We start from the raw sequence: 25,965 nt of genomic DNA on the forward strand, positions 1-25,965 counted from the left end.
AACTTCATACTTTGCCGGCGTGGCGGAATGGCAGACGCGCTCGACTCAAAATCGAGTGGGAAACCGTGGAGGTTCGAGTCCTCTCGCCGGTATAGATAACGGGATGTAGCTCAGCTTGGTAGAGCACCTGGTTTGGGACCAGGGGGTCGCATGTTCAAATCGTGTCATCCCGATTGTTGTTATGCGGGTGTAGTTCAATGGTAGAACTTTAGCCTTCCAAGCTAATAGCGTGGGTTCGATTCCCATCACCCGCTTAAATATTGAAAAGAAAGAGATGGTACTCACCGTCTCTTTCTTTTTTGCATTCACAGACATTGGTATTATAAATGTATACAGAGATTACAGATGATATGGTTAACTTGCATGTACGAGTATGTCTCCCATCCTAACAAGACATATTCCTCTTTTAAATTAGGTCTTTGTCATTTTGGAAGTGTTCAACTGGAGAAGATCTCGTGCATCTTCGTATACTGAATATTTTTGCTTTATCACATTTTATAAAAACGCTTACAAAAATAGCTTGCGTAAATCATGAACCTGTAATACCATATCAATTAAGCGCTTAACCTTCAGGGGTAAGGCGCTTAAACTTAACGTAGATTAAGCGCTTAACCCGTAAAGGAAAGGACGGCGATCAAACTCATGAATACAATTCGATTAACCATGGCTCAGGCACTGCTTCGATACCTGGATCAGCAATATATCTCGGTTGACGGGGTCGAAACCAAGTTTGTGAAGGGAATCATCGGTATTTTTGGACATGGCAATGTAACAGGCATTGGAGAAGCGCTGGAGCGCAGTCCGGGAAGCCTGACGTATATGCAAGGCAAGAACGAACAAGGTATGGTGCATACGGCAGCAGCCTATGCCAAGCAGAAGAACCGCAGACAGATCTACGCATGTACAACATCCATTGGACCTGGTGCTTTGAATATGATTACAGCGGCAGCTACTGCAACGGTGAACCGGATTCCGGTTTTATTGCTTCCTGGAGACAACTTTGCTACACGGGAACCTGACCCGGTACTACAGCAGTTGGAAGTGAGTAGTGATTATACAATCTCGGCCACGGATCCATTCAAAGCCGTCAGCAAGTACTGGGATCGTATCGTTCGTCCCGAACAGTTGATGATAGCTGCTACTCAGGCCATGCGTGTACTAACCGATCCAGCAGAGACGGGAGCAGTAACGCTGGCACTGCCGCAGGACGTACAGGCAGAAGCGTTCGATTACCCGGAATCGTTCTTTGCCCGCAAAATACATTATCTGGACCGTCGTCCCCCGGTACAAGCAGCCATTGAACGGGCAACAGAGCAGATTGCCCGTGGCAGCAAGCCGCTTCTCGTTGCAGGCGGCGGTGTGTTGTACTCTGAGGCGTCCGTTCAACTCGTGGAGTTCGCCGAGGCATTTGGCATTCCGATCGCCGAGACGCAGGCGGGCAAAAGCGCAGTCTCTTGGGACCACCCACTGAATGTGGGGGCCATCGGGGTTACCGGCTCTCTGGCAGCCAACAGGCTGGCGAGAGAAGCGGATGTGGTGATCGGTGTCGGTACTCGATTCTCCGACTTTACGACGGCGTCCCGTTCTGCTTTTCAGCATCCGGAAGCTTCATTTATTAACATCAACCTGAACAGTATGGATGCCGCCAAGTTAGGCGGAGAAGCCATTCTGGCAGATGCTCGCGAAGGATTGCAGGCTTTGCAGAAGGAATTGCAGGAAAGACAATACCGAAGTGCATATGGCGCATCCGAAGTTGCTGATCTCCGCGCTGAATGGAATGCAGAAGTGGATCGGCTGTATGCAGCTCAACATGAAGCAGGGCTGGCACAAACTACAGCAGTTGGCATCGTTAACCGGACCATTGATCCATCTTCCGTCATAGTGTGTGCGGCAGGCAGTCTGCCGGGTGATCTACATCGTCTGTGGCGTGCGGCTGAACCAAAGACGTATCACATGGAGTATGGGTTCTCCTGTATGGGGTACGAGGTAAGTGGAGCATTCGGAGCAGCACTTGCCGAGCCGGATCGTGAGGTGTACGCCATGGTAGGGGATGGCAGTTATCTGATGTTGCACTCAGAGTTTGTGACCAGTTTGCAGGAACAGAAGAAAATGACCATTCTATTATTCAACAATAACGGATTCCAGTGTATTCATAATTTGCAGCGGGAACATGGTAGTGACGGGTTCGGGAATGAGTTCCGTTATCGGGAATCCGGGAGTGGACGACTAACTGGGGAATACATGCCAATAGACTTTGCTGCACATGCCCGAAGCATGGGGGCCAAATCCTATAGAGCCGAGACAGCAGAACAGCTGGAACAGGCAATCCGAGATGCGAAGAACGAAACGGTTAGTACGTTAATTGAGATTCCAGTCGTGCCTGGAACCAACGCAGGTGGATACGAGTCATGGTGGAATGTAGGTGTGCCCGAAGTATCTGCCGAGGAAAAGGTAGTTCATGCGCATCACACCATGCAAGCCAACCGTGCCAAAGCAAGACCTATTTAGTCCGGTTTAATATAGTGAACCATAAGTTTGAACGACAAAGGAGACGTGGAGCAATGAGCAAGCTGCCATTCCAGCTTGGGATTCATCCGATCAATTGGGTCGGTGAAGATGTGAAAGAGCATGGTGATGCGACAACGTGTGCGCAGATTCTGGATGACATTCAGCGTCTTGGGCTGACAGGTACAGAGATGGGACGTAAATATCCAACGGATCCCACTATACTGCGTGAGGAATTGAGCAAAAGGAATATCAAGCTGGTCTCCCAGTGGAAATCGGTACTTTTCTCCGATCCAGCGTATCGCCAGTCGGAACTGGACAGTTATCGCAGACATGCAGAATTTCTGCAGTCCATGGGCAGTAAGGTGATTAGTACGGCAGAGGTAGGTGGGTCACTTCATTTTGATCCAAGACGGACACCGAATGAAAAAGAAGTGCTTAGGCTCAGTGAATCTGAATGGCATATCCTTGCTGAAGGGTTGAATGAAGCAGGAGCCATTGCCCGTGAACATGGGTTAAAGCTCACGTACCATCATCATGGAGGCACAGTGGTAGAACAACCGGATGAGATTGATCGACTGATGGAGTTGACGGACCCATCTCTCGTGTATCTGCTCTATGACACAGGTCATGCCTACTATGGCGGAGCCAATCCACTGGAACTGCTACGCAAACATTATGATCGGATCGCTTACATCCATCTGAAAGATATCCGCCCGCATGTGCTGGATGAAGCACGCGCGGAGCAATCCGACTTTGTCGGTTGTATTCGTAGAGGCGTGTTCACCGTACCAGGGGATGGATGCATTGATTTTGCACCAATTCTGCAAGAACTGATCACACGAGGATACGATGGCTGGGCGATGCTTGAAGGAGAGCAGGACCCTGCGCTTCATAACCCGTATGAGTATGCCAAACGCTCCTTGAACTATATGGAGTCCTTATACCAACATAGCTGATATAGACATAGCGATGGGGACAGGACCCTACCCATGAAGTGAGAAGCAAGAAGGCCAGCAAAACTATCACATTACGATTGCAAAATAAACCTGACCTTTTCTAGCCGTTTATTATTCCTCACGCTGGAATGAGTAACTAGTCTAGATATCCATATAGAACATGTAAAATCTCAACACAGAAAGGGGCTCACATGCAATGACCTATGTATCCTTTCCAGAATCAAGGAAGAAGGATTTCACCGCAATTGGTCGCTTGTGCATCGACTTGAACGCCAATGAGATCAATCGCCCGATGGAAGAGACAATGACGTTCACGAAGTATGTTGGCGGCTCACCGGCCAATATTACGATAGGCATGTCCAGACTGGGTATGGAGACGGCTTTTATCGGTAAGATCGCGAATGACCAGATGGGTCGATTCATCCATAGCTATCTGGAGAAGAACGGCATCGATACATCGAATGTGGTGACAGATGACACCGGAGCGGTGACAGGGCTTGCTTTTACCGAGATCAAAAGCCCGACCGATTGCAGTATCCTGATGTACCGGGACAATGTAGCGGATCTGTTATTACGGGCGCAAGAGGTACAAGAGCAGTTGATTGCTGACTCCAAAGTGTTGCTAATCTCGGGCACAGCCCTTGCGCAGAGCCCATCCCGTGAAGCCGTATTGCAGGCACTAACGTATGCGAAGAAGCATGGCACGGTGATTGTGTTTGATCTGGACTATCGCCCATACACATGGTCATCAGATGAAGAGACAGCCGTCTATTACAACCTCGCAGCCGAGAAATGCGATATCATCCTCGGCACACGTGAAGAGTTCGACATGATGGAGACATTCGACCACAATCCGGATCATAGCGATCAGGTAACTGCACAGAAATGGTTCGATTTCTCAGCGAACATCGTTGTAATCAAACACGGCAAGGAAGGGTCCATTGCTTATACGCGTGAAGGGCTTTCCCACCGTGCGGACAGCTATCCGGCAAAAGTGGTCAAAACGTTCGGCGCAGGCGACTCCTACGCAGCTGGGTTCCTGTATGGACTGATGCAGGGCTGGACGATTGAGCGCAGTATGGCCTATGGCAGTGGCGCAGCAAGTATCGTCATTTCAAGCCACAGCTGTTCGGATGCGATGCCAACGGTGGAACAGGTGAATGACTACATCGAACGTTGCAATCGGGGCGAGATCATCGTGTCTTGAAGCTCATTGCAATACTTTGAATAACGTACTCATACAGATCTATAACAATGAACATGTTGAACATAAGGGATCACACATAAGCGAAGGGAGACAGAGCTATGGGAAAAGGAATTTCTGAAGCATCTGCAACAGCGACAATGGTACCAAACTGGATCGGAGGTGCCTGGGTAACCCCAGCGTCAACTCGCACGGAGCCGGTGGTGAATCCGGCTACGGAAGAAGTTATTGCACATGTGCCACTGTCCGAACAAGCGGACGTGGATCTGGCCGTTCAGACGGCACGGGAAGCGTTCAAGTCCTGGAGCGGCACACCGGTCCCACGCCGTGCACGTATTCTGTTCCGCTACCAGCAGCTGCTGGTTGAACATTGGGAGGAACTCGCTCGCCTGGTGACGCTGGAGAACGGTAAAAGTTATGCCGAAGCGTATGGCGAGGTATTGCGTGGCATTGAATGCGTTGAGTTCGCGGCAGGTGCTCCGAATCTGATGATGGGCAAACAGCTGCCTGATATCGCGACAGGATTGGAGTCAGGCATGTATCGTTATCCAATCGGAGTTATTGGGGGAATTACCCCGTTCAACTTCCCGATGATGGTGCCGTGCTGGATGTTCCCGCTGGCTATTGCATGCGGTAACACCTTTGTCCTGAAGCCGTCCGAGCGTACACCGCTCCTGGCTGGTCGTCTGGCAGAGCTGTTCAAGGAAGCAGGGCTTCCGGACGGCGTGCTCAACATCGTACATGGTGCACATGATGTCGTGAATGGTCTGCTGGAACATAAGGATGTTCAAGCGATCTCCTTTGTCGGATCACAACCTGTAGCTGAATACGTCTACACCACTGCATCCAAGCATGGCAAACGGGTACAGGCACTGGCTGGTGCCAAAAACCACTCCATCGTTATGCCGGACGCCGATCTGGATCTAACGGTAAAAGAAATTACGAGTGCAGCCTTTGGCTCGGCAGGGGAGCGTTGCATGGCATGTTCGGTTGTTGTGGCTGTGGGTGACGTGGCTGATGAACTGGTTCAAAAGCTGGTGGAAGCAGCAGATCGCATTACCATTGGTAACGGTATGGATGAGGGCGTGTTCCTCGGTCCTGTCATCCGTGGACCACATAAAGAGCGTACACTCGGTTACATTGAATCTGGAGAGCAGGAAGGCGCGGCCTTGATTCGGGATGGACGTAAGGATCAGGCGACAGATGGTTCGGGTTATTTTGTAGGGCCAACGGTATTTGACCAAGTGGGGAGTAATATGAAAATATGGCAGGATGAGATCTTTGCTCCAGTACTCTCGGTGGCAAGAGTATCTACGCTGGAGGAAGCCATTGAGCTTGCGAACCGTTCCGACTTTGCTAATGGTGCGTGTCTGTTCACCCGTAGCGGAGCAAGTATGCGTCAATTCCGTGAGACAATTGATGCGGGCATGTTGGGTATTAACCTGGGCGTACCTGCACCAATGGCATTTTTCCCGTTTTCCGGTTGGAAAAAGTCCTTCTATGGTGATCTGCATGCCAATGGTACGGATGGTGTTGAATTCTACACTCGCAAGAAGATGGTAACGGCACGCTGGTAACAACCAGAGCATAACTCGGGCTAAGGGGAACGCCCAGCCCATATGGACGCACATAGGGAGGATAACGGAATGGGCAAGGACAAAGTGAGAATTGGCATCATCGGTGCTGGACGGATCGGCAAAATTCATGCAGACAATCTCCTGCGCAACCCGCATGCCGAGATTGTGGGAATCAGTGACTTGTTTGCAGGTCCTGAATTGGAGGCATGGGCCTCCACACGTGGCATCCCTGTTGTAACAACAGATAGCAGCCAGTTGATCTCGATGCCTAATGTAGACGCGGTGCTGATCTGTTCTTCAACAGATACACATGTGCCGCTGATCGAGCAGGCCGCTCAGGCAGGCAAACACATCTTCTGCGAGAAGCCAGTCAGTATGGATCTGGCGCAGACCCAAGCGGCTGTAGCAGCGGTTCAGAAGGCGGGAGTGAAGCTGCAAATCGGGTTTAACCGCCGTTTCGATCACAACTTCAGACGGGTACGTGCTCATGTGCAGGATGGTACGATTGGTGATCCGCATATTATCAAAATTACGTCTCGCGACCCGTCTCCACCACCTGCGGAGTATATCCGGGTGTCTGGCGGGATTTTCATGGACATGATGATCCACGATTTTGACATGGCCCGTTATCTGTCGGGGAGCGAAGTGGAAGAAGTATACGCTCAAGGCAACGTGCTGATTAATCCGGTCTTTGCAGAACATGGCGATGTGGATACGGCGATTGTAACGATGACGTTTGCCAACGGGGCGATTGGTGTTATTGATAACAGCCGTCAGGCTGTATACGGATATGACCAGCGTGTAGAAGTATTTGGTTCAATGGGCAGCGCCGCAGCGGCCAATGACCATCCGAATACGGCTGAGATCAGTACAGCGGCCGGGCTCATGCGCGACAAACCGTTACACTTTTTCCTGGAACGTTACAATGAAGCGTATGTGCAGGAGACAGCTCTCTTTATCGATGCGATCATCCATGATACACCGGTTATCGTAGATGGCCACGATGCAGTACAGGCAGAGCGAATTGCGCTGGCTGCAAAAATGTCCATGGAGCGGGGAAGACCTGTGAAGCTGAGTGAGGTCCCTGGGATGTCACTGGAATCGCAAACGGCAACGCCATAGGTGGATGATTAAAGTCACTTTTTCTAATAGAGGGCATGAATAGTCCAAGTTTTGTTTTTTTATAAGGTTCAGATTGTTGTGGACGAATACAGAAAGGAGTGGATGGCAAGATGTCAGAACGTATTGTGAAACCCGTGGTCAACCCGGAGGGAGACGGTACACTTATAAACGTAACACCGGAGTCGGCCGGGTGGGAATATGTTGGATTTCAGGTAGCGAAGTTGGCAGAAGGGGAGACGCTAACCCGTGAGAGCGGTGATCAGGAACTCTGTGTGGTGCTTCTCAGTGGTTTCGCCAATGTAAGTACCCGCGAGCACACATGGGATAATATCGGAAAAAGAATGAGTGTTTTCGAGAAAATTCCGCCGTATTCAGTCTACGTCTCAACTTCCGATCAAGTGCAGATCACAGCACGTACCGAACTGGAAATCGCTATATGTATTGCACCTGGTAAAGGCACGTACCCGGCTCGTCTCATTGCACCCGAAGATGTAGGGGTAGAGGCACGAGGGTATGGCAATCTGGAACGCCAGATTCATAACATTTTGCCGGAACAAAAGGAAGCGGACAGTTTGCTCGTTGTTGAGGTGTTCACACCAGATGGGCATTGGTCCAGTTATCCGCCACATAAGCATGATCGGGACGCACTCCCGGATGAATCTTTGCTGGAAGAGACGTATTATTTCCGTGTACAGCCTGAGCAAGGGTTTGCTATTCAGCGCATATACACGGATGATCGCTCTGTGGATGAGACATTAGCAGTGAAGAATGGCGAGGTGGTGCTTGTCCCGGACGGATATCATCCGGTAGGTGCCCCTCCGGGGTATGAGGTCTACTATCTGAACGTCATGGCTGGCCCAACCCGAACTTGGAAATTCCATAACGATCCTGACCATGAGTGGTTGATGAAAAAGTAAGACGTCCAGTTTTTGATTCGATAACGCTGGATTCTATTACACATGAGATAACGGATCAACCGATTCATGCTACGCATATTGTGCTGGCTTCAAGTTGCTTATGCAGACTTCCCCCTGCATAATGAGAAGAGAACAATGATCTATGCGAATCAATTTCATAACTCACTAAAAATGGATTTCTGTAACTAAATATAGACAAATTGAACCATTCTGATCTATATTTAGCCTTTGATTGAAGTAGCTAAAGGTAATATGAAATTGATTCATGTATAACGCAATTCATATAAAGCACAAATGGGGAAAAAAACAATGAAAGCAACCATATACGATATAGCACGCGAGGCGGGTGTATCCATTGCAACCGTCTCGCAGGTCATTAATGGCAAAGGCAAGATCAGCGAGAAACGGCGCGCGGAGATTATGGAGATCATGGAACGCCTTCACTATCAACCCAGCGCAATCGCCGCTGCACTTACAGGCAAGCAGACGTATACATTGGGGCTGCTCGTACCGGACATTTCAAACCCGTATTTTGCAGAACTTGCCAGAGCGGTGGAGGATCGCAGCCGTCAATTGGGCTACAGCGTGGTCATCTGCAGTACGGATAATAAGGACGAGCGGGTAGAGCGTTACCTGAACCTTCTCCAGCAAAAAAGGGTTGATGGCATGATGATCGGAACCGGGATCGATAATGCCGACATTTTGTCACCCCTCCTGCAACAGTCGATTCCTGTTGCTCTGATTGCCCGTCATATGCCATCCTTGTCGGTACATACGGTCACCATTGACGACATACTCGGTGGAGCACTTGCAGCGGCGCATCTGCTTGAACTTGGGCACACCCATGTAGCGGTATTGTCGGAACCGTCTAAAGTCAGCAGCAGTCAGGAACGTGTACGCGGATTCCGTGAAACACTGAATAAGGCAGGTCATACGCTGGAACCAAATCAGATCCGAGAATCTGCAGCTGACCTGAACTCGGCCAAAAAAGAGGCGCTACTGCTACTCGGTGAGAACCATCACCCCACAGGTTTGTTCTGTTGTAATGATATTCAGGCCATCGGTGCTCTTCAGGCAGCCAAAGAGCTGGGGCTACGCGTGCCAGAGGATGTGTCGATTATCGGGTTTGATAATACCATTCTTGCTTCGGTAACCAGTCCACCGCTTACGACTGTTGCCCAACCGATTGAAGAACTGGGACATCGCGCTGTAGATCTGTTGATAGAAGAGCTGAAGGATGAGCAAAAAGAGCCACAGAAGATTGTGCTGAAGCCCGAATTGGTTATCCGAGAATCCGCAGGTCATGTATTGAGCTAAATCACTTAACGTATCAACATAATAAACAAGCCGCGTTCACCCTATAGGAGAACGCGGCTTGTTTATTTGTATCTTGAACTTTTTCACTTCTTCAGCAAGCGTATTGGCTTGTTGTGCCAGTTCATTGGAGCGCTCCGAGATACTCGTGATGTAATTGAACTGTTCCTGCGTAGAAGAAGCAACTTCTTCTGTGGAAGCGGCACTCTGTTCCGACATGGCCGCAACACTGGAGATCACTTCGGCAATCTTGCCAGAGCTGTTATCCAATTCGGTTGTTGCAGAAGAGACCTGCTGGAGCTGGTTGTCGATACCTTCCATGGCTTGTTTGATTCGCATAAACGAATTGCGCATCTCATGCACGGCAGCAACCTGTTGCTCAATACCATGTTCAGCAGAATCGACCTCGCTCACGCTTTGGTGGCTAGCCGCCTGAATTTCATTCAGCAACACGATGATGTCCTGAGCAGAGCCGGCAGATTGTTCAGCCAGTTTGCGCACTTCCTCGGCAACCACCGCAAATCCACGTCCATGTTCACCCGCTCTGGCTGCTTCAATGGAAGCGTTAAGTGCAAGCAGGTTGGTCTGGGAGGCAATAGCCTGAATCATGCTGACGATGCCTTCAATTTTCTGTGATTTGTCTGCGAGTAGAGAGATTGACTCACCGACACGATCAATCGATTGGCGGTTGCCATCCGAAAGTTCCACTTGGTGATCCACCGCTTGTAGTCCAGCCAGCATGGCTTCTCCTGCCTCACGCATCATCGTTACGGACTGCTCTACACTGCGATTAATACCGCCGACACTATCACTCATCTCTGACAGGCGGCTTGAGCCATCATACACGGATTCGGCCTGTGTACTGGAGCCTTGAGCGAGTTCATCCGTAGCAATGGAGATCTGCTCAGCGATGCGCTTGGTGTTATCCGTATGCTCCTGCATCTCACCCGAAATACGTTGTACGCGGTCAGCAGAAGCCGTTACTTGTCTGAACAGTGAGCTAAGCTGATCGGACATCTGATTGAATGCCATACCAAGCTCTGCGAACTCATCTCTGCCTTTGATCTGCACCCGTCCTGTAAAGTCACCACTGGACATTTGGCGGGACGTTCCATGCAGACTGCTCAACGGCTTGATGAAGAGTGTTGCGATCCAATAGGCACCTGCCAGCACAACCAGTAACGTAATAGCGATAATCAGAATATAATTATTACGCAATTCATAATACTCAGCGTAGGCCAACTTCTCGGAGATAATAGAGCCTACAACCCAGCCAGTGCTTGGAATCTGATGATAGAACAACAGATAACTCTCACCATTATTCTGGAAAGGCTTCTGACCTGATGGATTCGCCTGCATATCTGCCAGCAGCGAGTGTAACTCTGTATTTTCCTTGGCTGAGGTGTTCACCATTTTATCGTCAGGGTGGGCCAGAAGCAGTCCGTTTTTATCGATTAAAAAGGTGTAGCCTAATCCGTCCAGATTTATTTTTGCCACTGTATCGGTAAGTGTAGAGAGCAACAAGTCGCCTGCGACAACCCCTTGCAATGCGCCTTCTTTATTTTGGACCGGCATAGCAATCGACACCGCATATTGCTTCGACATCATATCGAGATAGGGGTCAGAGAACGTTAACTGATTGTCCTGCTTCGCTTCCTGGTACCAAGGACGTTGTCTTGGATCATAATCAGCATCGGGAGACCAGTCTGAACCATTCATGAAACTGCCGTCTTGTTCTGAACCATAATAGAGATCCGACAGACTCTCTTTGTTACTTCCCAGCTTCATAATGTTAAAGTATTCTTCCGTGAGTTCGCCCTCAGGCACGCCCTCCTGGATGACAAAACCTAATGTTTCGATCACTTTGGCATTACTGCTGATCCAGCCATCCAACTGATTTGCCGAAGAAGTCATTAGGCCATTCAGTTTGGAATCAACATTACGCATGGCTTGCCTTTCCGTTTGCACCAAGCCGAGTGAAGCCAGTGGAAGTGCGGTGATCAACACAGCGGCAAGAAACATGATCATTAATTTTGGTTTGAGCTTCATTCCAATTCCCCCTGGCGTTTTACAATTACACGCTTTTACTACTTTGAAGAACATATTATCGTGTGTGACAAGCATGTTATTTCGAGCTTTTTTGGATCATGTACACTTGTTGAACTCTCCCGATTATAGCCCCGGGGTGTCAAGGATGTGTAAGAGTGAATAAAGCTTATGAAGTATATCGTCATTTTTAGTTCAAATTTTAGTTAATCAAACAAGTTAGTTAGCAAGCCTAGATCTATATTTTAGTAACTAGGATTGTAAACGGAATCATGCTCTGGATGTCTTGTATACGCCGATTACATGCCTTTTCCGCTACCGTTTACGCTTTATCCATATCTATAGTTTAGACAAAAACGTTATCGGAATTGGGGGATTATAGATAAGAATTAACTTTGGAACAGCAGCAGTGAGATGATATACTGAAAAGTATCATTATTTACCATTTTATATATGTTTTGTGGTGGGTGGAGGAGAGAGGCATGATTAGAAAAATTAAAATCATTATGGGTGTCGTTGCGATTATTGTTGTTGTAGCTATTGCGGTGCGTATGTATACCTCTGGTCAATACGCGATGTATATCCCCAGCAAGCATACGACGTTTCGAGCAGAGGTCACAGATCATATGACGATGCTGGATACATTGGATCGGTTGACCATCAGAAAGGTTTCAAATCATGAACCGTATAATGAAGATGATGAAGTGACGATTACAGATTCCAAAGAGATCAGAGACATGCTGAAGCTGTTAAAGGATGTTGAACTTAAAAAGGTTCGGGAATTGGATGTTTCCGATCAAAATCCGTATTACTATGAGTGGCGAATTACCATTAACAAAGAAGGTCGCTTTACCGATGGATTCGGACTGACATTCTATAATGAACATTCCATCTCAATCTACAGCGAGGCGAAAACGAGAGATCATCTGGAGGACTACGAGATTACTAACGAGTTTAGTCTGAATGAGATGGAACGCCTATTTGAAAAACTGAAGGAGGAGCAAACATGACCATGACCAACTATCATGTTCGTCCGATTGAGGAAGAAGATATCCCTTTTCTGTGGGAGATGTTATATGCATCCCTGCATACACGAGAAAATGATGAACCTCTCCCAATCGAAAGTGTTCATACTCCTGAACTGTCAAAATACGTTGAAGACTGGGGAAGAGAAGGAGACTTCGGGTATATTGCAGTTGACCAACATGAGCAAAGATTAGGTTCAATTACATTACGATTCTATACGGATCAGAATGCGGGATACGGTTATGTGAATGCAGCTACGCCAGAGATGGGGATGGCTGTAACACAAGATGCACGTGGAAAAGGAGTAGGTACCTTACTGCTTCAGAGCGCATTAGATGAGGTGGAACGGAGGGGAATTGAAGCAGTCTCCCTCAGTGTTGATCCCGATAACCAAGCGATTCGCTTGTATAGGCGGTCAGGGTTTGTGGAGAAAGGCCTCTGTGGTACATCGGTAACGATGGTACGAGTAAGTACTCCGAAATCTTAAAGGATAAGCGATCGTTCTATAAAGTAAGAAGACAAGGGTAGCAAAGTATTCCTGCATAAAAAAGGCGCTTCCTCATGGGAAACGCCCTTTTTTTCACGTGAAGCACATACATATTACATATTCTCTTTGAACTCATGCTGTAATACCTCAATTTATTTCAACAAAAATGCCAAAGCTTCGTCATACGTTTCCCATTGGAATTCCGTCTGATGCGCAGATTCCTTGGAAATCCGATTCAACTGCATTTTGGCGATCGCACCGCCTACGGCAACACTAGCCCGCTTCATACCCCAATCTAGCAGTAATTTCTGATGCTCCACAATTTTTTCTTTGGTATCCTGAGGAAAAGCCTTCATCGTTCTCATGTCCACGAGCACATCAAATGAATTTCCCAATTGCGCCGCTATTCTCTGAATTTCTTTATTCGCTTGTTCGACATGTTCAGGAGTAACAATACCTTCCCAGATAATTTCAATAATAGGTTTAGTTGAATCCAAACGTCTAACAGACATGTAGGCAACTCCTCGATAATAAAATAATATGTAATATATGAGACTATAAGCCTATTAATTATACCCTTTTATAACGAGGATGAAAACTGAAATCATAATAAAGTGATTCTTATGGACTACTTTTTCCTATTGAAGTTAAATTCAGGGATTGTTCTCATATTGTCATTGGCAGGAAGGTTGCATAAGTAAAAGCCACCCAGAGGACGAACTCTAGATGGCTTCAATCATTGTAACATGATAAAGTGAAAATCCTACGTAAGTTAGAAGCCAATCTTCAAACTGTTACCTTCCGTTGCTACACCTTTGGAAAGGGAAATACTCAGCTTTTGTTCTGCCGAGAAACCGAGTGTTTCCCCGTCATGCAGTATGACGTCGTTCTCAACCACATACGTTGTGGTCATGAACATCATCTCAAATACATCGCTTAAAGATTCAGACGATTGCATAATCTCCATCTCTTCTTTTCCAAAGTTACGTAATCCGTAAGTATAAGCTGAGGCGCCTTCGTTATTCTGGAATAATCCGATGAAAATCCAGAGCGAGACGGGCAACTCATCATGATTGATTCCACGGCTGGTTTCGACATACTGACTGGCTTCCACGACAAGGGGGGCCATGTATATTGCCAGCGCGTGATCCAACTGTAACAAGGCACTCGCTGTTTGGGTGAACAGGACATGTCCCTCAATTGCATTAGTTGCATTCAGAACCGACACAATAATCTGAGACTGGTGCCGCGAGGTAACTTGCTCCGCTTCTCGCCAAAGGATATTTAGCCTGGCATTCTCCTCAACTTCACGGTCAGGTACAGGCGCGGCAATATGAGCACATACCACCTGCATTCCATTTACTTCGAAAAAGAGATTGCCCTCCTCCGGGCGTTCCTCGATCTCAATATTCCATTCGTTACTCATATTTCTGATGAAGAGGTCAAAATCACAATCGGCACGCTCCAGCAGGACAAAACCCACGATGGTCTCACTGTAATTCGTGGATTCAACAGTACCACCTGCAGGTACCTTTTCCTTTTTGCGCCGCCGAAGCTTGTCAAACAATCCCATGACATGTTCTCCTTCCGATCCCAGATTGATTCTGGTCATTGTACACTGCTATCTATTCACTACCTTACCATAACGGCGTTAAGATGAATCGTAGCAATGCACCTATCGACAGGAAATTACAGGAACAGGACCAGCAACAATGCAATGATCGCAGGCAATCCTTGTTTGATAATGATCGACCGTGAAGAAGTTGCTCCTCCATAAAGAGCCGCGATAATCACACACGCCAGAAAGAAAATCTGAATATGCTGTCCAACGGCAGCATCCGGATATAGGAGTCCCCAGATTAGTCCAGCCGCAAGAAATCCATTGTAAAGACCTTGATTGGCAGCGAGGGATTTGGTGGATTTGGCGAATTCCGGTGTGAGATTAAAGGTTTTCATTGTGCGTGGACGAGTCCACATGAACATCTCCATCACCATGATATAGAAGTGTTCGACAGCTACAAGAGCTACAAAAATGATACTAATCAATAGAAACACCTTGCTTTCTGATATGTAATTTATTTACTTGTCCATTCTAGTATAAATGTTTGTAACAAGAACGGAAAGAGTAAACTTAATTTGTAACAATTTAATTGTGTGTTATTTAAAATATGTGTCATTTTCCAAGTGGGTTATAGTGTTAAAAGTAAAAAATTCGTACAAAGGTAAGCATACGCCGATTGTCGACAATCCATTCATTGGGTAATAATGAACAATAAAGAAATGATCATGCTCAGGAAAGGGAGGAGATTACTATGGGAACGGTTCAATTCGTCTTGTTGGCTGATGATCCATCCACATTTGTGACCCGAGTTGTACCTTTTATCGACATTGAGCTTGCAGGAATTCCGAGTGACCGCCATTACGGTCTGCTTCGTCCAGCAGACTCGCGTCAGAAAATCTACAAGCGCGGTACACCCATTGCGAATCGCCGCCAGATCAGTATTGTGTCCGAGGAAGAATGTGCTCTTATTGCTGAGAAAATGAATATTCCTGAAGTGCGTCCAGAATGGCTTGGTGCCAATATGTTGGTCCGTGGTATTGATCGTTTGACTGAACTGCCTGCTGGAACGCGGCTATTATTTCCGAACGGGACAGGGTTAATATGCGAAGGGGAGAACCTTCCCTGTGTGCATCCGGGGAAAATGATTGAACAATTCTACGAACAGGAGGGTTTGCGTAAAAAATTCGTGCCTGCGGCTCGCAAAAAACGTGGGATTGTGTGCTCAGTAGAACGGGAAGGTGTAATCCATACGGGGGATACCATCGAAGTCATTCGCCTGTCCTGATTTTCAGGACAGGTTTTTAATTCATCAGCCCACGGCGTTCACCATTCGGGTGTCTAGCGTGTAAGTATTCCTCTGGTGTACTGCCAATAATAGACTTGAAATCTCGGATAAAATGGGATTGATCATGATATCCAAGATCCTGAGATAACTTAATCAGGTCACAGTGAAGACCCCGGTCCATCCATTCGGCAGCATTTTGCAGACGATATAACTTAATTACGGTTTTCGGTCCGATCCCCACATACTGATTGAACAGACGCTGGAGTTTTCGGGTATGCATATTCCAATAGGAAGACAGATCATCTACTCTCAACATCTCTCGGTTCCGTTCAATCTGTTGCACAATATCGTTAACCATTCTCGATTGGGCATCTTCAGCAGGAAGGTGTGCACATAATAGCTGGTCGATGTAACTGATTTTATCCGCATCATCCCCCGCTCCAAGAAGCCGGTCTTCCAAGGAATCCGGTGTGACGTCAAGAATATTGGATACATTCATCGGCTGTCCGTACAAGGATGAGACAGGAGCCCGGAGGAAGGGATAGAATCCTCCTGGTTTGAACTTCACGCCAAACACACGACCTTTTCCACTCACAAGATAGGAGAATTTACGTCCTGATGGTCCGAAGAAAAACGTATGGTTCCGTTCCACAACCAGATTGACACAGGGGTTAGGCACGACATGTTGGGGATACGGTTCAAGTCCAGTCAGATCCCACGATACGATCCAGTAGTGTTTAACAAAAAAGCGAAGTGCTTCGGAAGGAGCATGGCGTGTCAGTTGATACTTATGATCACCTTCATTCAGATTTAGCAGGCCCATACTTGGTCTGTCTCCTTGTTCTACCTGTTTCATCCGAATCATTCCTCCTGCTCATCTCACATTATTTAGGTTCTCGAAACAACAAAGCCCGCACTGCAAAACGGGGTAAAATGAGTTGCCTGCGCCATCTCGAAGGTTGACTGAGGAGGCGATAGAACCATTCCAGATTAAGCTTCTGCCATATTGCAGGGGCACGTTTGGTTTTGCCAGCTACAATATCGAGACTGCCTCCAACACCTATGGCTACACGAGCGTTCAGCTGGTGACGATACTTGTTGATCCAGTGTTCCGCGTGAGGTGCACCAAGAGCAACGATAAGAAAGTCTGGTTGAGCAGTACGAATCTCTTCCACAATCTGCTGTTCCTCATCTGCCTGAAAATAACCATGGTGTCGGCCTTTTATAACAACTCCTGGATAACGTTGGGCAATGACTTTCACGGCCTGTTCACTTACGTGTTCCTCTGCTCCCAGCATGAAGAAGGACCAGTGTTTTTGGTCACCTTCCTCCAATAAACGAAACAGAAGGTCACAACCGGTTACCCGTTCAGTCAATTGTCCGCCCCGCAAACGGGATACCATCACAATGCCAGCACCGTCAGCTGTAATTAACCCAGCTTGATCGACGACTTTGCGAAGAGAGGCATTCTTTTGACAAGACATAACAATCTCGGGATTGCCTGTGATGACATGGAATAATTCATTGCTTTCCTGATCTACGACTTCACCAAGAATTTCAACAGTTCGATTCATCGATACATTGGGAAAAGGGATGCCCATGATATGGGTTGACTGGCTCATGTCTTATTTCCTTTCTGATTGCGTCTTAACACCTTGAACATTTCCTGTTATTTCATTCCAGTTTAGTATATCTGATCTTCTCGGAAAGAACTATATGGACGTAATGCATTTGATTAGGGTAGAACATTTCTGAAAACATAAAGAGCTAATATTTTACCTGTTGTCGCGTTTTTACAATACGGGCTTTGGGGTATAACGATAGGATAGGAGTACGAGGTTGGTAGATCGCGTGTTCAATACATAAAGGGAGTGAGTCCATGGAACTCAAATATGAATTCTATATCAATGCAGGATTGGAAGATGTATGGAATGCCCTAATATCACCAGACGGCACACGGAACAGCTTTTTCGGTAGTGAACTTCGCACCAATTTTCAACCAGGTCAGCCATTTGCTTATGTAGGCCCGGGTAATGATGGTGCGGAGACTGTACATGTGTACGGAGATATATTGGAATTTGAACCGTTGTCCCGACTTAGTTATCAGGAGCATCCCGGACCGTCATACCATGCCAATCATGCCGAGCTTCAATCCAGAGTGGTTTTCCAGTTGGAGACTGTGGGGGAGTGTACGAAGCTGACACTGATTAATGATCAATTTACAGATAACCATCCTTCCTTTGCGAATGCACAGAGTAGCTGGTGGATGATTCTAAGCAGCATCAAAACATGGGTGGAAACGGGGAAAACATTGAATTTTGGCTGGTAGCTGGCAAGAGGCAGTCATATATGATTTATTATTATAGAAATTAAAGAATATAAGAAACAAGAACTCGTGCTGAATCAGCATGGGTTCTTGTTTTTTTATACAAAGTAAGACTATTGCTCTACATTTAATGTCTTATAATGTCGAAATATATATCATATGACCTAAGAGGAGAAATGAACATGTTTCGTAAACGTACTGAATCTACCAAGCACATTCGTATAGATGCACATCAGAATTTACTGGAATATAGTCGTAAACTGGTAGCAAATGCAGAGAAGGGCGATTATGACTCATGGATCGAAGATGGCATTGAATTTTTGGATACCGATGAAATAGCCAGTAACATCAAAAAAGCAGTACATATGATGAAAGCACAAAACGAAGCCGTGGAAATGCGTCTTAGAATGCTGAATCAGGCAATGAATGTAGGATTATGGGAGTCTGAAATTGTTGCCGGTGATCCACTGGATAGCAATAATAAAGTATCGTTTTCCAATGAATTTCGCCAAATGTTAGGATTCCATAATGCCAAGGATTATCCCGATACATTCGCGAGCTGGGCCAAATCGGTATATCCGGATGACAGACCTCAGCTGGTACAAGAGATAATGAACCATGTGAATGACACTGGAGCAACGACTGCGTATAACGTTATCAGTCGTATGATTACAAAAGGGGGAGAAATTCGCTGGTTCCGATGCCTTGGACATGTCATTCGAAATCAGGCTGGAGTTCCGATCAAACTTCTGGGCATCATGTTCGACATTCATGAGGAGAAGAGCAAATCGGATGAGCTAGAAGCACTCGTCACCCGATATGATCTTGTTAACCGCGCCTTGGTGGAGGCACCGTGGGATATGACCGTTGTGGCAGGAGATGTGGTTAATCCGAATAACGAGTTTTGGTGGTCACCCCAGTTCCGTAGAGAATTAGGATTTAAAGACGAGCAGGATTTCCCCAATGTTTTCAGCAGTTGGAGCAGCCGACTTCATCCGGAAGACCATGATCGGACGATCAACGAATTCGCCAGACATATGAACGATTACAGTGGTCGCACACCGTACGATCTGGATTATCGTCTGCAACGCAAAGACGGGGAGTATCGCTGGTATCATGCGGGTGGAGAAACCATTAGGGATCAGGATGGAGTGCCGCTCCGTGTAGCTGGAACCATCCGAGATGTAACCCATGAGAAGAATAAGGAACAGATCGTGGAAGCCATGAATCTGAAAACAAAACAATTATCCGAGTCCATTGGCGAGATGGTACGTGGAATCAACTCGATCACCGATCAGGCACAGGATCTGGTTACTGCACAGGAGTTATCAGCCGATGCAGCCATTCAAGTGAAAAGCAGTGCAGATGATACGAAGAATATCACCGTGTTTATTCGAGAGATTGCCAGTCAGACGAATCTGCTGGGGTTGAATGCAGCCATTGAAGCTGCAAGAGCGGGAGAGCTGGGACTGGGATTTGGCGTCGTTGCAGGTGAGGTTCGGAAACTGGCTGATCACAGTTCAGAGGCCACTGTAAATATCGAAGATAGCATGCAGAAAATGAAAACACTGATTGATCAGATTCTTGAACATATCGGTAATATGTCCACGTTAACGCAAAATCAGGCTGCCCTGACACAGCAGGTGAATGCTTCAATGGATGAGATCAACACCATGTCACAGGATCTGGTTGATTACTCTCGGAATCTGTAATTTCGAAGCCGTTTGTTGTACCATCACGATCATTGGCACATACATCATCAATAAAAAATCCACCGGGATGCATTGCTGCTCTCGGTGGATTTTTTGTATTTCTATATATAGCTTAGAAGTATAGCTTCAGTTTCAGCTATTGAATTAAACTTGTTGAACTTTGATCAGGTTTGTATTACCGGATTGACCGATTGGAACACCAGCGGACAATACAATGATGTCACCTTTTTCGATGTAACCTGTTTTGATTGCGTTACGCGTAGCAGACTCGAACATTTCATCCGTAGTGGTAACTTTGTCGCCCATAACCGGAATGACACCGGAGAGCAGGCAGATTTTCGCCAGTACTTCTTCATGTTGTGTAACTGCGATGATTGGCGCTTTTGGACGATATTTGGAGATCATGCGTGCTGTAAATCCACTCTCAGTCGAAGTGATGATTGCTTTTGCATTCAGTACGAGGGAAGAACTTACTGCGCCCTGACTGATAACTTCAGTAATATCAGCGATCTGTTGAGCCGATTTTTGTGCGAATTGCTCTTTGTAATCGATCATTGTTTCAGCACGGCGTGCAACTGCAGCCATCGTGCGCACGGATTGTACCGGATATTTACCAGCAGCCGATTCACCGGACAACATCACAACGTCAGCACCTTGAAGTACAGCGTTAGCTACGTCACTTACCTCGGAACGAGTAGGACGCGGGTTCACTTGCATGGACTCCAGCATGTGTGTAGCTACGATAACCGGTTTACCAGCACGGTTACATTTATCGATCATTTCTTTTTGCATCATCGGTACGTCTTCGATCGGTACTTCAACCCCGAGATCTCCACGAGCTACCATGATGCCGTCAGATGCTTCAATGATATCGTCCAGGTTCGTCATACCTTCCTGGTTTTCGATTTTAGAGATAATCTGTACGTGCTCTACACCGCGTTCTTTCAAAATGCTGCGGATTTCACGGATGTCGTCGCCTTTACGAACAAAGGATGCTGCGATAATTTCGATATCGTTTTCGATCCCAAATCCGATGTGCATAACGTCACGCTCGGTTACACCTGGCAATGTCGTTTTAATTCCTGGCAAGTTAACCCCTTTGCGTGGTTTCAGAATGCCGCCACTGATGATTTTACAATGGATATCGGATCCTTCCACAGACAGTACAGTCAGATCTACGAGGCCATCATCGATGAGGATACGATCGCCAGGTTTCACAACGAGGTTCAGTTCTGGATAGTTTACCGAGATACGCTCAGCGTCACCGAGAATTTCTTCGGTAGTCAGGATCAGCTCTTTACCTGCTTGCAGATGGCAGGATGCTTCTTTCAGTTTGCCGATACGTACTTCCGGTCCTTTGATGTCCATCATGATCGGTACATAGGTGTTCAGTTCGGAAGCTGCTTTGCGGATATTGTTAATCCGTGTAACGTGATCTTCCAGTTCGCCATGAGCCATGTTCAGACGAGCAACAGTCATACCTTCCTGAATCATTACTTTCAACAATTCGATTGAGTCACAAGCAGGTCCCATGGTACAAATAATTTTTGTTTTTAACATGCTGATTTCCTCCTCATATTTAAGCTTATATGTGTATTGTAGCGTTTTCTGTCGAATCAGGGTATGAACTATAGTACAATGATTAGAGTATAGTCCGATAATGAGGTGCGTTATGGTCACTCCACTTGAAGTACGACATATTAATGGTGTCGGTTGGTACGAAGAAGCTGTGCAATCTCAAGAAACTTGGCGGCTTAGCTTGGTTACTTATGGAAAATGTGTATATTGGGTGAACGGCGATAAACAGATCATGGAAAAGGGTGAATTGCTCCTCATTCCAGGTGGTACCCCATACTACGGCAAGAGTATTCCTACAGTAACGCACACACAGATTGTAATTCAACTGCAACGCGACCATATGGAAACTCTGCCTGCACTGGAACGGTATGAGGCATTACGGCATAAACCTGGATGTTACGAACTGATCCATCAACGCATGAGCGCTATTTATCAACAATGGCAGGAGCGTCCGTCTTATTATGTCATGATGAGCCAAGCCTTATTGATGGAAGTGTTGATTTATATGAACAGGGAGCTTGATCGTGGAGTTATCCCGCCAGAGAGGCATAATCATGTTGAACGGATGAAGCGATATATTGAGCGTCATTACCGGGAGAAAGTGACGAAGGAGGAGCTCGGGGACGAAATCAATAAAACTCCCAATTATGCTGCTGCATTATTCAAAAGCATGACAAATCAGACCATCAGTCAATATGTACATGATCAACGGATGAAACGAGCCATATATCTACTCACCGAGTCACAACTCTCCATCCAGGAAATTGCCGAATTTCTCGGCTACCGGGATCTCTCTTATTTTTACCGCATATTCAAACGTATAACCGGAAGTCCACCGTCTGACCTTCTTCATGAACGGCCACCTATAGCATGAAACGCGTAGTCCAACCCAAATAAAGTTCTTCTATATAAGCAGGTTTAATTAAATGAGTACAAAAAAGAGGGCCTACGCCCTCTTTTGCTGTATAGCAGGATCATTATCCCACCTGTTACCTATATCAATGCTGTTAAACATGACTGCTTGGATTAGAAGCCGTGAGTGGTTGCTTTCTTTCGTGTCTGCCCAAGACGAAGAGCAAATACATGTACAGTCCAATACGCGGCCTCAGCAAACAAAATGCCTCCGGCAATGTCCAGCAAGGAATGTTGTTTTACAAACACCGTCGAAGCGATAATCAACCACAGCCATACTGACCACGAAATCCGTGCCAACGGTTTAAATTTCAAATGCCTGTTAATCACGATAAACAGCAAGTAGCTCGTCAGAACGTGAACACTTGGGAAACAGTTGAAGGGCGCATCATTCGTATAGATAAACTGTACTAACACGCTGCTCAGATCGGTTCCGCCGACTTCGGGACGTGGTACATGGGTAGGGAACATCGCAAAACAGACATTGGCAGCCATAACGCCAACATTATAGGTAATCAGCGTACGCCAGAATAGCGACTTATTCGTCAGACCCAAATAAAGAAATCCAAGATACAGAATGGGCATCCAGCTAATGTATGGATAAATAAATTCTTTGAGAAAAGGAATCTGTGTATCAATCCAGGCATAATTGTAGAAGACATCACTTCCGGTATTGCTGCCTAGAAATACGTAAATGGAGCCTTGGAGCGGTATGCACAGAATAGCCAGTAAATGCCCCCAGCGCTGAAAGAATGCTTTCATAGTATCCTCCTGATTTCATTATGCATTGTGAAACTATCGGTTATTTGATACTTCATAGATATATGACGTTGGAGAGTCGCCGCACCCCTGCAGCATTGAACTCTTGTAATACTATAATGGACAGATTCAGGTATAAGCCATACCTGATTTTAGGGGAAAAGCAGTCAGGATAAGTCTCTTTTTTGTTACTTTTATAGTTTTATCCATAATAGGGATATTCAATATAAGGATGATGTGATACAACTATATTGGCATATAAGTTCATATGACAACGAAAAAAAGCAAATGAAATGAGGTAGGTAAATGTATGATTAATCCGCAATCCAAGCCAAAACATTCCTTTTCCGAGCGTAAACCTGTGCTCACTGTAGTGATTATTGAGCTACTTCTCCTGATAGCTGTATTTGCTGCAGGGGCCATTGCGACGATAAAACAACTGGACTATACTTCCCCTGTACTCATCTCCTTCACACCAATTGCAATTGTTCTGATCATCTATATGACGTTAAGACGCAAGTGGGGAGAGACTGGATTCCGGTCCTTGCGAAGTATCCCGGCGAACCATGCAAAGTATTATATTCCGCTACTCCTTGTACTGGGTACAATTGCCCTGAAAGGATTTGGGGAGCTGAGCTTGTCCCGTGTAGCCTTTTTCATCTTTTTCACCTTGCTCGTGGCTTTTGTGGAGGAAACGATCTATCGAGGGCTTATTTTCAAAACATTGCTTCGAAAAAGTGCGGTTGCAGCAGTCGTGACCTCCAGCATCTTGTTTTCAATTACACATCTGCTGAACGCATTGTCTGGTCAGGATACAACAGATACGATCATGCAATTGTTCTATGCGCTGCTTCTGGGTGCTGCACTGGCATTATTAATGCTGAAGAATGGAAATATCGTACCGCTTATTTTGTTTCATTTCATACATAATCTGATTCAATTTCTAGGGAATGATCTGGAGGACACAGGTACACTTCCTTACGATCTGTTTATATTGGCAGTACTGATTGCATACTGTGCATGGTTAGTGTGGAGCATTCGAACCAATTCGACTATTCCTTCTCATGCAAGTGAGCAGGCCAATAAGGTTGTTCATTAAGGGTATTGCGGGTATTGCTTGAAAGTAGTTATCATACAGTTTCCCGTCAGCAGTGGGATCATGGTATACTTCAGTCTGGCGGGAAGACAGATATGTTCATGGTACGCGGTCTGCCTATCCGTACATTAGGTTCAGATAGTAGGTGATATAGTGGAGAAGACAGCACAAGGCGTAGCAGAATGGATGGTACAGGAGATTAAATTCACAGGAACACTTCATCAGGAAGCTGCCATAGAATATGTGAAGACCCATTTCGGTGAAGAGTTTGTTTTTGTGAACGAGAACGGCAATACATCATTGTCCAAGGAAGTGAAGAAAGCTTTCCGTAAGCTTCATCGTGGGCAGATCGCCTGGGATCGGGATGCATTTATGTGGGCATGGACATAATGTGTTAAACTGTAGTGAGAGGATTCATTGGTTGTGTTGGATATGCATGTCAGAATATTATATAAAAAATGTATAAGATGGATTAGATCTGCATATCCTTTCATAAGACCGTACACAAGTGACCAGCCACATAAGCGTGATAAACCCTGTCCCCACGCGAGTTAATAACATGTATTTCCAAAGCTGTTTGAAAAGAAAATACAAAGATTTGCTTTTTGGCTGAATTAGAGTTATAATAAAAACAAGTTGTAGAGAGTGGAAAACCTAATTCATATATTGTAAAGGGCGATCACTTATAGGTTTATGACTGGTACCTTTTTCAATGTGTGAATTTTTATTTGCTTGCTGCAAAGAACAAAGGAACATGTTAATCTTTATTTGGAGGTGTAATTCACATGCAAAACGGAACAGTAAAATGGTTCAACGCTGATAAAGGCTTCGGTTTCATCGAAGTTGAAGGCGGAGAAGATGTATTCGTACACTTCAGCGCTATTACAGGCGAAGGCTTCAAAACGCTGGACGAAGGTCAACGCGTGCAATTTAAAATTGTACAAGGAAACCGTGGTCCTCAAGCAGAAGAAGTTGTAAAACTGTAATTAAAGCATAGCTGCCTTTAACATGTTATAATGGTAAAGGCAGCTTCTTTTTTTTGATTAGTTATATAAAAGTCGACCCAATAGTTGTCGAGGCAGAAGTTCGGTGGTACGTAAAACTTCCGCTAAGTGTAGGCTTCTGTGAAATAACGTCGGTTAGATGTTTTTCCATAACAAAGGGGGTAGAAGTCATGTATAATCGCAAAAAACCGTTGGAAGAGATTCCACAAGCTGATGCGGCAATCTGGGAATGTACGAGTGATACGTGCAAAGGATGGATGCGGGACAATTTTGCGTTTGATAACGTACCTACTTGTCCGATATGTGCTTCTGAGATGGTCAGCACGACTAGGATGCTACCATTGCTTGAGAATTCGAATAGTAATCTGAAAACGATGCCTAAAGGAAATCGGATTTAACATAGCTTACCCGCCTCTAACGAGGTGTTTTTTTTTAGATTAAACAGACACCCTGTGCGAAGGTAAGGGTATTAAATATGAAGTTCCCGGCATTCGTTTTAGCGAATGCCTTTTTTTGTATCTTTTTTTACAGAAAGTATACCGTAATTCACGGGAATCGTATGAAAAGATAAAGAC

General features: G+C 46.0%; 25 protein-coding genes and 3 tRNA genes. 20 read left to right on the forward strand and 8 right to left on the reverse strand.

The features are described from left to right. Positions 1-13: 13 nt before the first annotated feature. The 10 genes from MHH93_RS27780 (at position 14) to MHH93_RS27825 (ending at position 9,601) form a co-directional block, all read left to right on the forward strand. Positions 14-92, forward strand: a tRNA-Leu gene (locus MHH93_RS27780). Positions 93-99: 7 nt separating this feature from the next. Beyond that, positions 100-173 (forward strand) — tRNA-Pro (locus MHH93_RS27785). Between the two features lie 10 nt (positions 174-183). Then, positions 184-254 (forward strand) — tRNA-Gly (locus MHH93_RS27790). Between the two features lie 388 nt (positions 255-642). Then, complete coding sequence (iolD, locus tag MHH93_RS27795; protein WP_500056688.1) at positions 643-2,508, forward strand: 3D-(3,5/4)-trihydroxycyclohexane-1,2-dione acylhydrolase (decyclizing); 1,866 nt, start codon at positions 643-645, stop codon at positions 2,506-2,508. A 53-nt stretch (positions 2,509-2,561) separates the two neighbouring features. Beyond that, the gene (iolE, locus tag MHH93_RS27800; protein WP_500056689.1) at positions 2,562-3,464 is read left to right on the forward strand and encodes a myo-inosose-2 dehydratase; all 903 of its coding nucleotides are present in this window, start codon (positions 2,562-2,564) and stop codon (positions 3,462-3,464) included. Positions 3,465-3,660: 196 nt separating this feature from the next. After that, positions 3,661-4,671: a 5-dehydro-2-deoxygluconokinase gene (iolC, locus tag MHH93_RS27805; RefSeq protein ID WP_500056690.1), complete on the forward strand. Its 1,011-nt coding sequence runs from the start codon at positions 3,661-3,663 to the stop codon at positions 4,669-4,671. A 98-nt stretch (positions 4,672-4,769) separates the two neighbouring features. Next, positions 4,770-6,245: a CoA-acylating methylmalonate-semialdehyde dehydrogenase gene (locus MHH93_RS27810; protein ID WP_500056692.1), complete on the forward strand. Its 1,476-nt coding sequence runs from the start codon at positions 4,770-4,772 to the stop codon at positions 6,243-6,245. Between the two features lie 69 nt (positions 6,246-6,314). Next, positions 6,315-7,367: an inositol 2-dehydrogenase gene (gene iolG, locus MHH93_RS27815; protein ID WP_500056694.1), complete on the forward strand. Its 1,053-nt coding sequence runs from the start codon at positions 6,315-6,317 to the stop codon at positions 7,365-7,367. Positions 7,368-7,477: 110 nt separating this feature from the next. Further along, the gene (gene iolB, locus MHH93_RS27820) at positions 7,478-8,284 is read left to right on the forward strand and encodes a 5-deoxy-glucuronate isomerase (RefSeq protein WP_500056695.1); all 807 of its coding nucleotides are present in this window, start codon (positions 7,478-7,480) and stop codon (positions 8,282-8,284) included. 309 nt (positions 8,285-8,593) lie between these two features. After that, positions 8,594-9,601 (forward strand): LacI family DNA-binding transcriptional regulator, encoded by a 1,008-nt coding sequence (locus MHH93_RS27825; protein WP_500056697.1) that lies wholly within the window; start codon positions 8,594-8,596, stop codon positions 9,599-9,601. Between the two features lie 36 nt (positions 9,602-9,637). Here MHH93_RS27825 and MHH93_RS27830 read toward each other — a convergent pair whose 3' ends face one another. Further along, positions 9,638-11,647, reverse strand: a complete 2,010-nt coding sequence (locus MHH93_RS27830; protein WP_500056698.1) for a methyl-accepting chemotaxis protein — start codon at positions 11,645-11,647, stop codon at positions 9,638-9,640. A 479-nt stretch (positions 11,648-12,126) separates the two neighbouring features. Between MHH93_RS27830 and MHH93_RS27835 the strand changes: the two genes are divergently transcribed. Both MHH93_RS27835 and MHH93_RS27840 read left to right on the forward strand, forming a co-directional pair. Further along, positions 12,127-12,654, forward strand: coding sequence for a hypothetical protein (locus tag MHH93_RS27835; protein ID WP_500056699.1), 528 nt, complete (start codon positions 12,127-12,129; stop codon positions 12,652-12,654). Then, the gene (locus tag MHH93_RS27840; protein ID WP_500056701.1) at positions 12,651-13,157 is read left to right on the forward strand and encodes a GNAT family N-acetyltransferase; all 507 of its coding nucleotides are present in this window, start codon (positions 12,651-12,653) and stop codon (positions 13,155-13,157) included. The genes MHH93_RS27835 and MHH93_RS27840 overlap by 4 nt, the downstream gene beginning before the upstream one ends. A 152-nt stretch (positions 13,158-13,309) precedes the next feature. Here the strand turns inward: MHH93_RS27840 and MHH93_RS27845 are convergent, their stop codons facing one another. The 3 genes from MHH93_RS27845 to MHH93_RS27855 all read right to left on the reverse strand — a co-directional run bounded on the left by MHH93_RS27845 (position 13,310) and on the right by MHH93_RS27855 (position 15,212). Then, complete coding sequence (locus tag MHH93_RS27845) at positions 13,310-13,669, reverse strand: hypothetical protein (RefSeq protein ID WP_339239134.1); 360 nt, start codon at positions 13,667-13,669, stop codon at positions 13,310-13,312. A 260-nt stretch (positions 13,670-13,929) separates the two neighbouring features. Continuing rightward, positions 13,930-14,730 (reverse strand): DUF4261 domain-containing protein, encoded by an 801-nt coding sequence (locus MHH93_RS27850; protein WP_500056703.1) that lies wholly within the window; start codon positions 14,728-14,730, stop codon positions 13,930-13,932. A gap of 116 nt (positions 14,731-14,846) precedes the next feature. Continuing rightward, complete coding sequence (locus MHH93_RS27855; RefSeq protein ID WP_500056704.1) at positions 14,847-15,212, reverse strand: DUF1304 domain-containing protein; 366 nt, start codon at positions 15,210-15,212, stop codon at positions 14,847-14,849. Positions 15,213-15,469: 257 nt separating this feature from the next. Between MHH93_RS27855 and MHH93_RS27860 the strand changes: the two genes are divergently transcribed. Beyond that, the gene (locus MHH93_RS27860) at positions 15,470-16,003 is read left to right on the forward strand and encodes an MOSC domain-containing protein (protein WP_500056705.1); all 534 of its coding nucleotides are present in this window, start codon (positions 15,470-15,472) and stop codon (positions 16,001-16,003) included. 16 nt (positions 16,004-16,019) lie between these two features. Here MHH93_RS27860 and MHH93_RS27865 read toward each other — a convergent pair whose 3' ends face one another. Together MHH93_RS27865 and MHH93_RS27870 are read right to left on the reverse strand one after the other, a co-directional pair. Next, positions 16,020-16,859, reverse strand: coding sequence for a DUF6597 domain-containing transcriptional factor (locus tag MHH93_RS27865; RefSeq protein ID WP_500056706.1), 840 nt, complete (start codon positions 16,857-16,859; stop codon positions 16,020-16,022). 28 nt (positions 16,860-16,887) lie between these two features. After that, on the reverse strand, positions 16,888-17,625 hold the full coding sequence (locus MHH93_RS27870; RefSeq protein WP_500056708.1) for a WecB/TagA/CpsF family glycosyltransferase: 738 nt from the start codon (positions 17,623-17,625) through the stop codon (positions 16,888-16,890). A 257-nt stretch (positions 17,626-17,882) separates the two neighbouring features. On the opposite strand from MHH93_RS27870, the gene MHH93_RS27875 reads away from it, so the two are divergent. Both MHH93_RS27875 and MHH93_RS27880 read left to right on the forward strand, forming a co-directional pair. Beyond that, the gene (locus MHH93_RS27875) at positions 17,883-18,332 is read left to right on the forward strand and encodes an SRPBCC family protein (RefSeq protein WP_253429235.1); all 450 of its coding nucleotides are present in this window, start codon (positions 17,883-17,885) and stop codon (positions 18,330-18,332) included. A gap of 179 nt (positions 18,333-18,511) precedes the next feature. Next, positions 18,512-20,041 (forward strand): methyl-accepting chemotaxis protein, encoded by a 1,530-nt coding sequence (locus MHH93_RS27880; protein WP_500056711.1) that lies wholly within the window; start codon positions 18,512-18,514, stop codon positions 20,039-20,041. A 144-nt stretch (positions 20,042-20,185) separates the two neighbouring features. Here MHH93_RS27880 and pyk read toward each other — a convergent pair whose 3' ends face one another. Next, positions 20,186-21,601: a pyruvate kinase gene (gene pyk, locus MHH93_RS27885; protein ID WP_339239141.1), complete on the reverse strand. Its 1,416-nt coding sequence runs from the start codon at positions 21,599-21,601 to the stop codon at positions 20,186-20,188. A 112-nt stretch (positions 21,602-21,713) separates the two neighbouring features. On the opposite strand from pyk, the gene MHH93_RS27890 reads away from it, so the two are divergent. Next, a complete protein-coding gene (locus MHH93_RS27890; RefSeq protein ID WP_047841163.1) occupies positions 21,714-22,493 on the forward strand; it encodes a helix-turn-helix transcriptional regulator in 780 nt (259 codons plus the stop codon). 152 nt (positions 22,494-22,645) lie between these two features. Here the strand turns inward: MHH93_RS27890 and MHH93_RS27895 are convergent, their stop codons facing one another. Continuing rightward, positions 22,646-23,293 carry a phosphatase PAP2 family protein gene (locus tag MHH93_RS27895; RefSeq protein ID WP_500056714.1) on the reverse strand — a complete coding sequence of 216 codons (648 nt, stop codon included), beginning with the start codon at positions 23,291-23,293 and terminating at the stop codon, positions 22,646-22,648. 307 nt (positions 23,294-23,600) lie between these two features. On the opposite strand from MHH93_RS27895, the gene MHH93_RS27900 reads away from it, so the two are divergent. The 4 genes from MHH93_RS27900 (at position 23,601) to MHH93_RS27915 (ending at position 25,788) form a co-directional block, all read left to right on the forward strand. Continuing rightward, a complete protein-coding gene (locus tag MHH93_RS27900) occupies positions 23,601-24,389 on the forward strand; it encodes a CPBP family intramembrane glutamic endopeptidase (protein ID WP_500056715.1) in 789 nt (262 codons plus the stop codon). Positions 24,390-24,539: 150 nt separating this feature from the next. Further along, entirely contained in the window at positions 24,540-24,776 is a 237-nt protein-coding gene (locus tag MHH93_RS27905; RefSeq protein WP_036607962.1) for a DUF6953 family protein, read from the forward strand. 395 nt (positions 24,777-25,171) lie between these two features. Next, entirely contained in the window at positions 25,172-25,372 is a 201-nt protein-coding gene (locus MHH93_RS27910; RefSeq protein ID WP_024633772.1) for a cold-shock protein, read from the forward strand. A 188-nt stretch (positions 25,373-25,560) separates the two neighbouring features. Next, positions 25,561-25,788 carry a cold-shock protein gene (locus MHH93_RS27915; protein ID WP_017691121.1) on the forward strand — a complete coding sequence of 76 codons (228 nt, stop codon included), beginning with the start codon at positions 25,561-25,563 and terminating at the stop codon, positions 25,786-25,788. Positions 25,789-25,965: the final 177 nt, after the last annotated feature.

The sequence above is a fragment of the Priestia sp. FSL H7-0729 genome (genome assembly GCF_038005685.1).
GTDB lineage: Bacteria > Bacillota > Bacilli > Paenibacillales > Paenibacillaceae > Paenibacillus.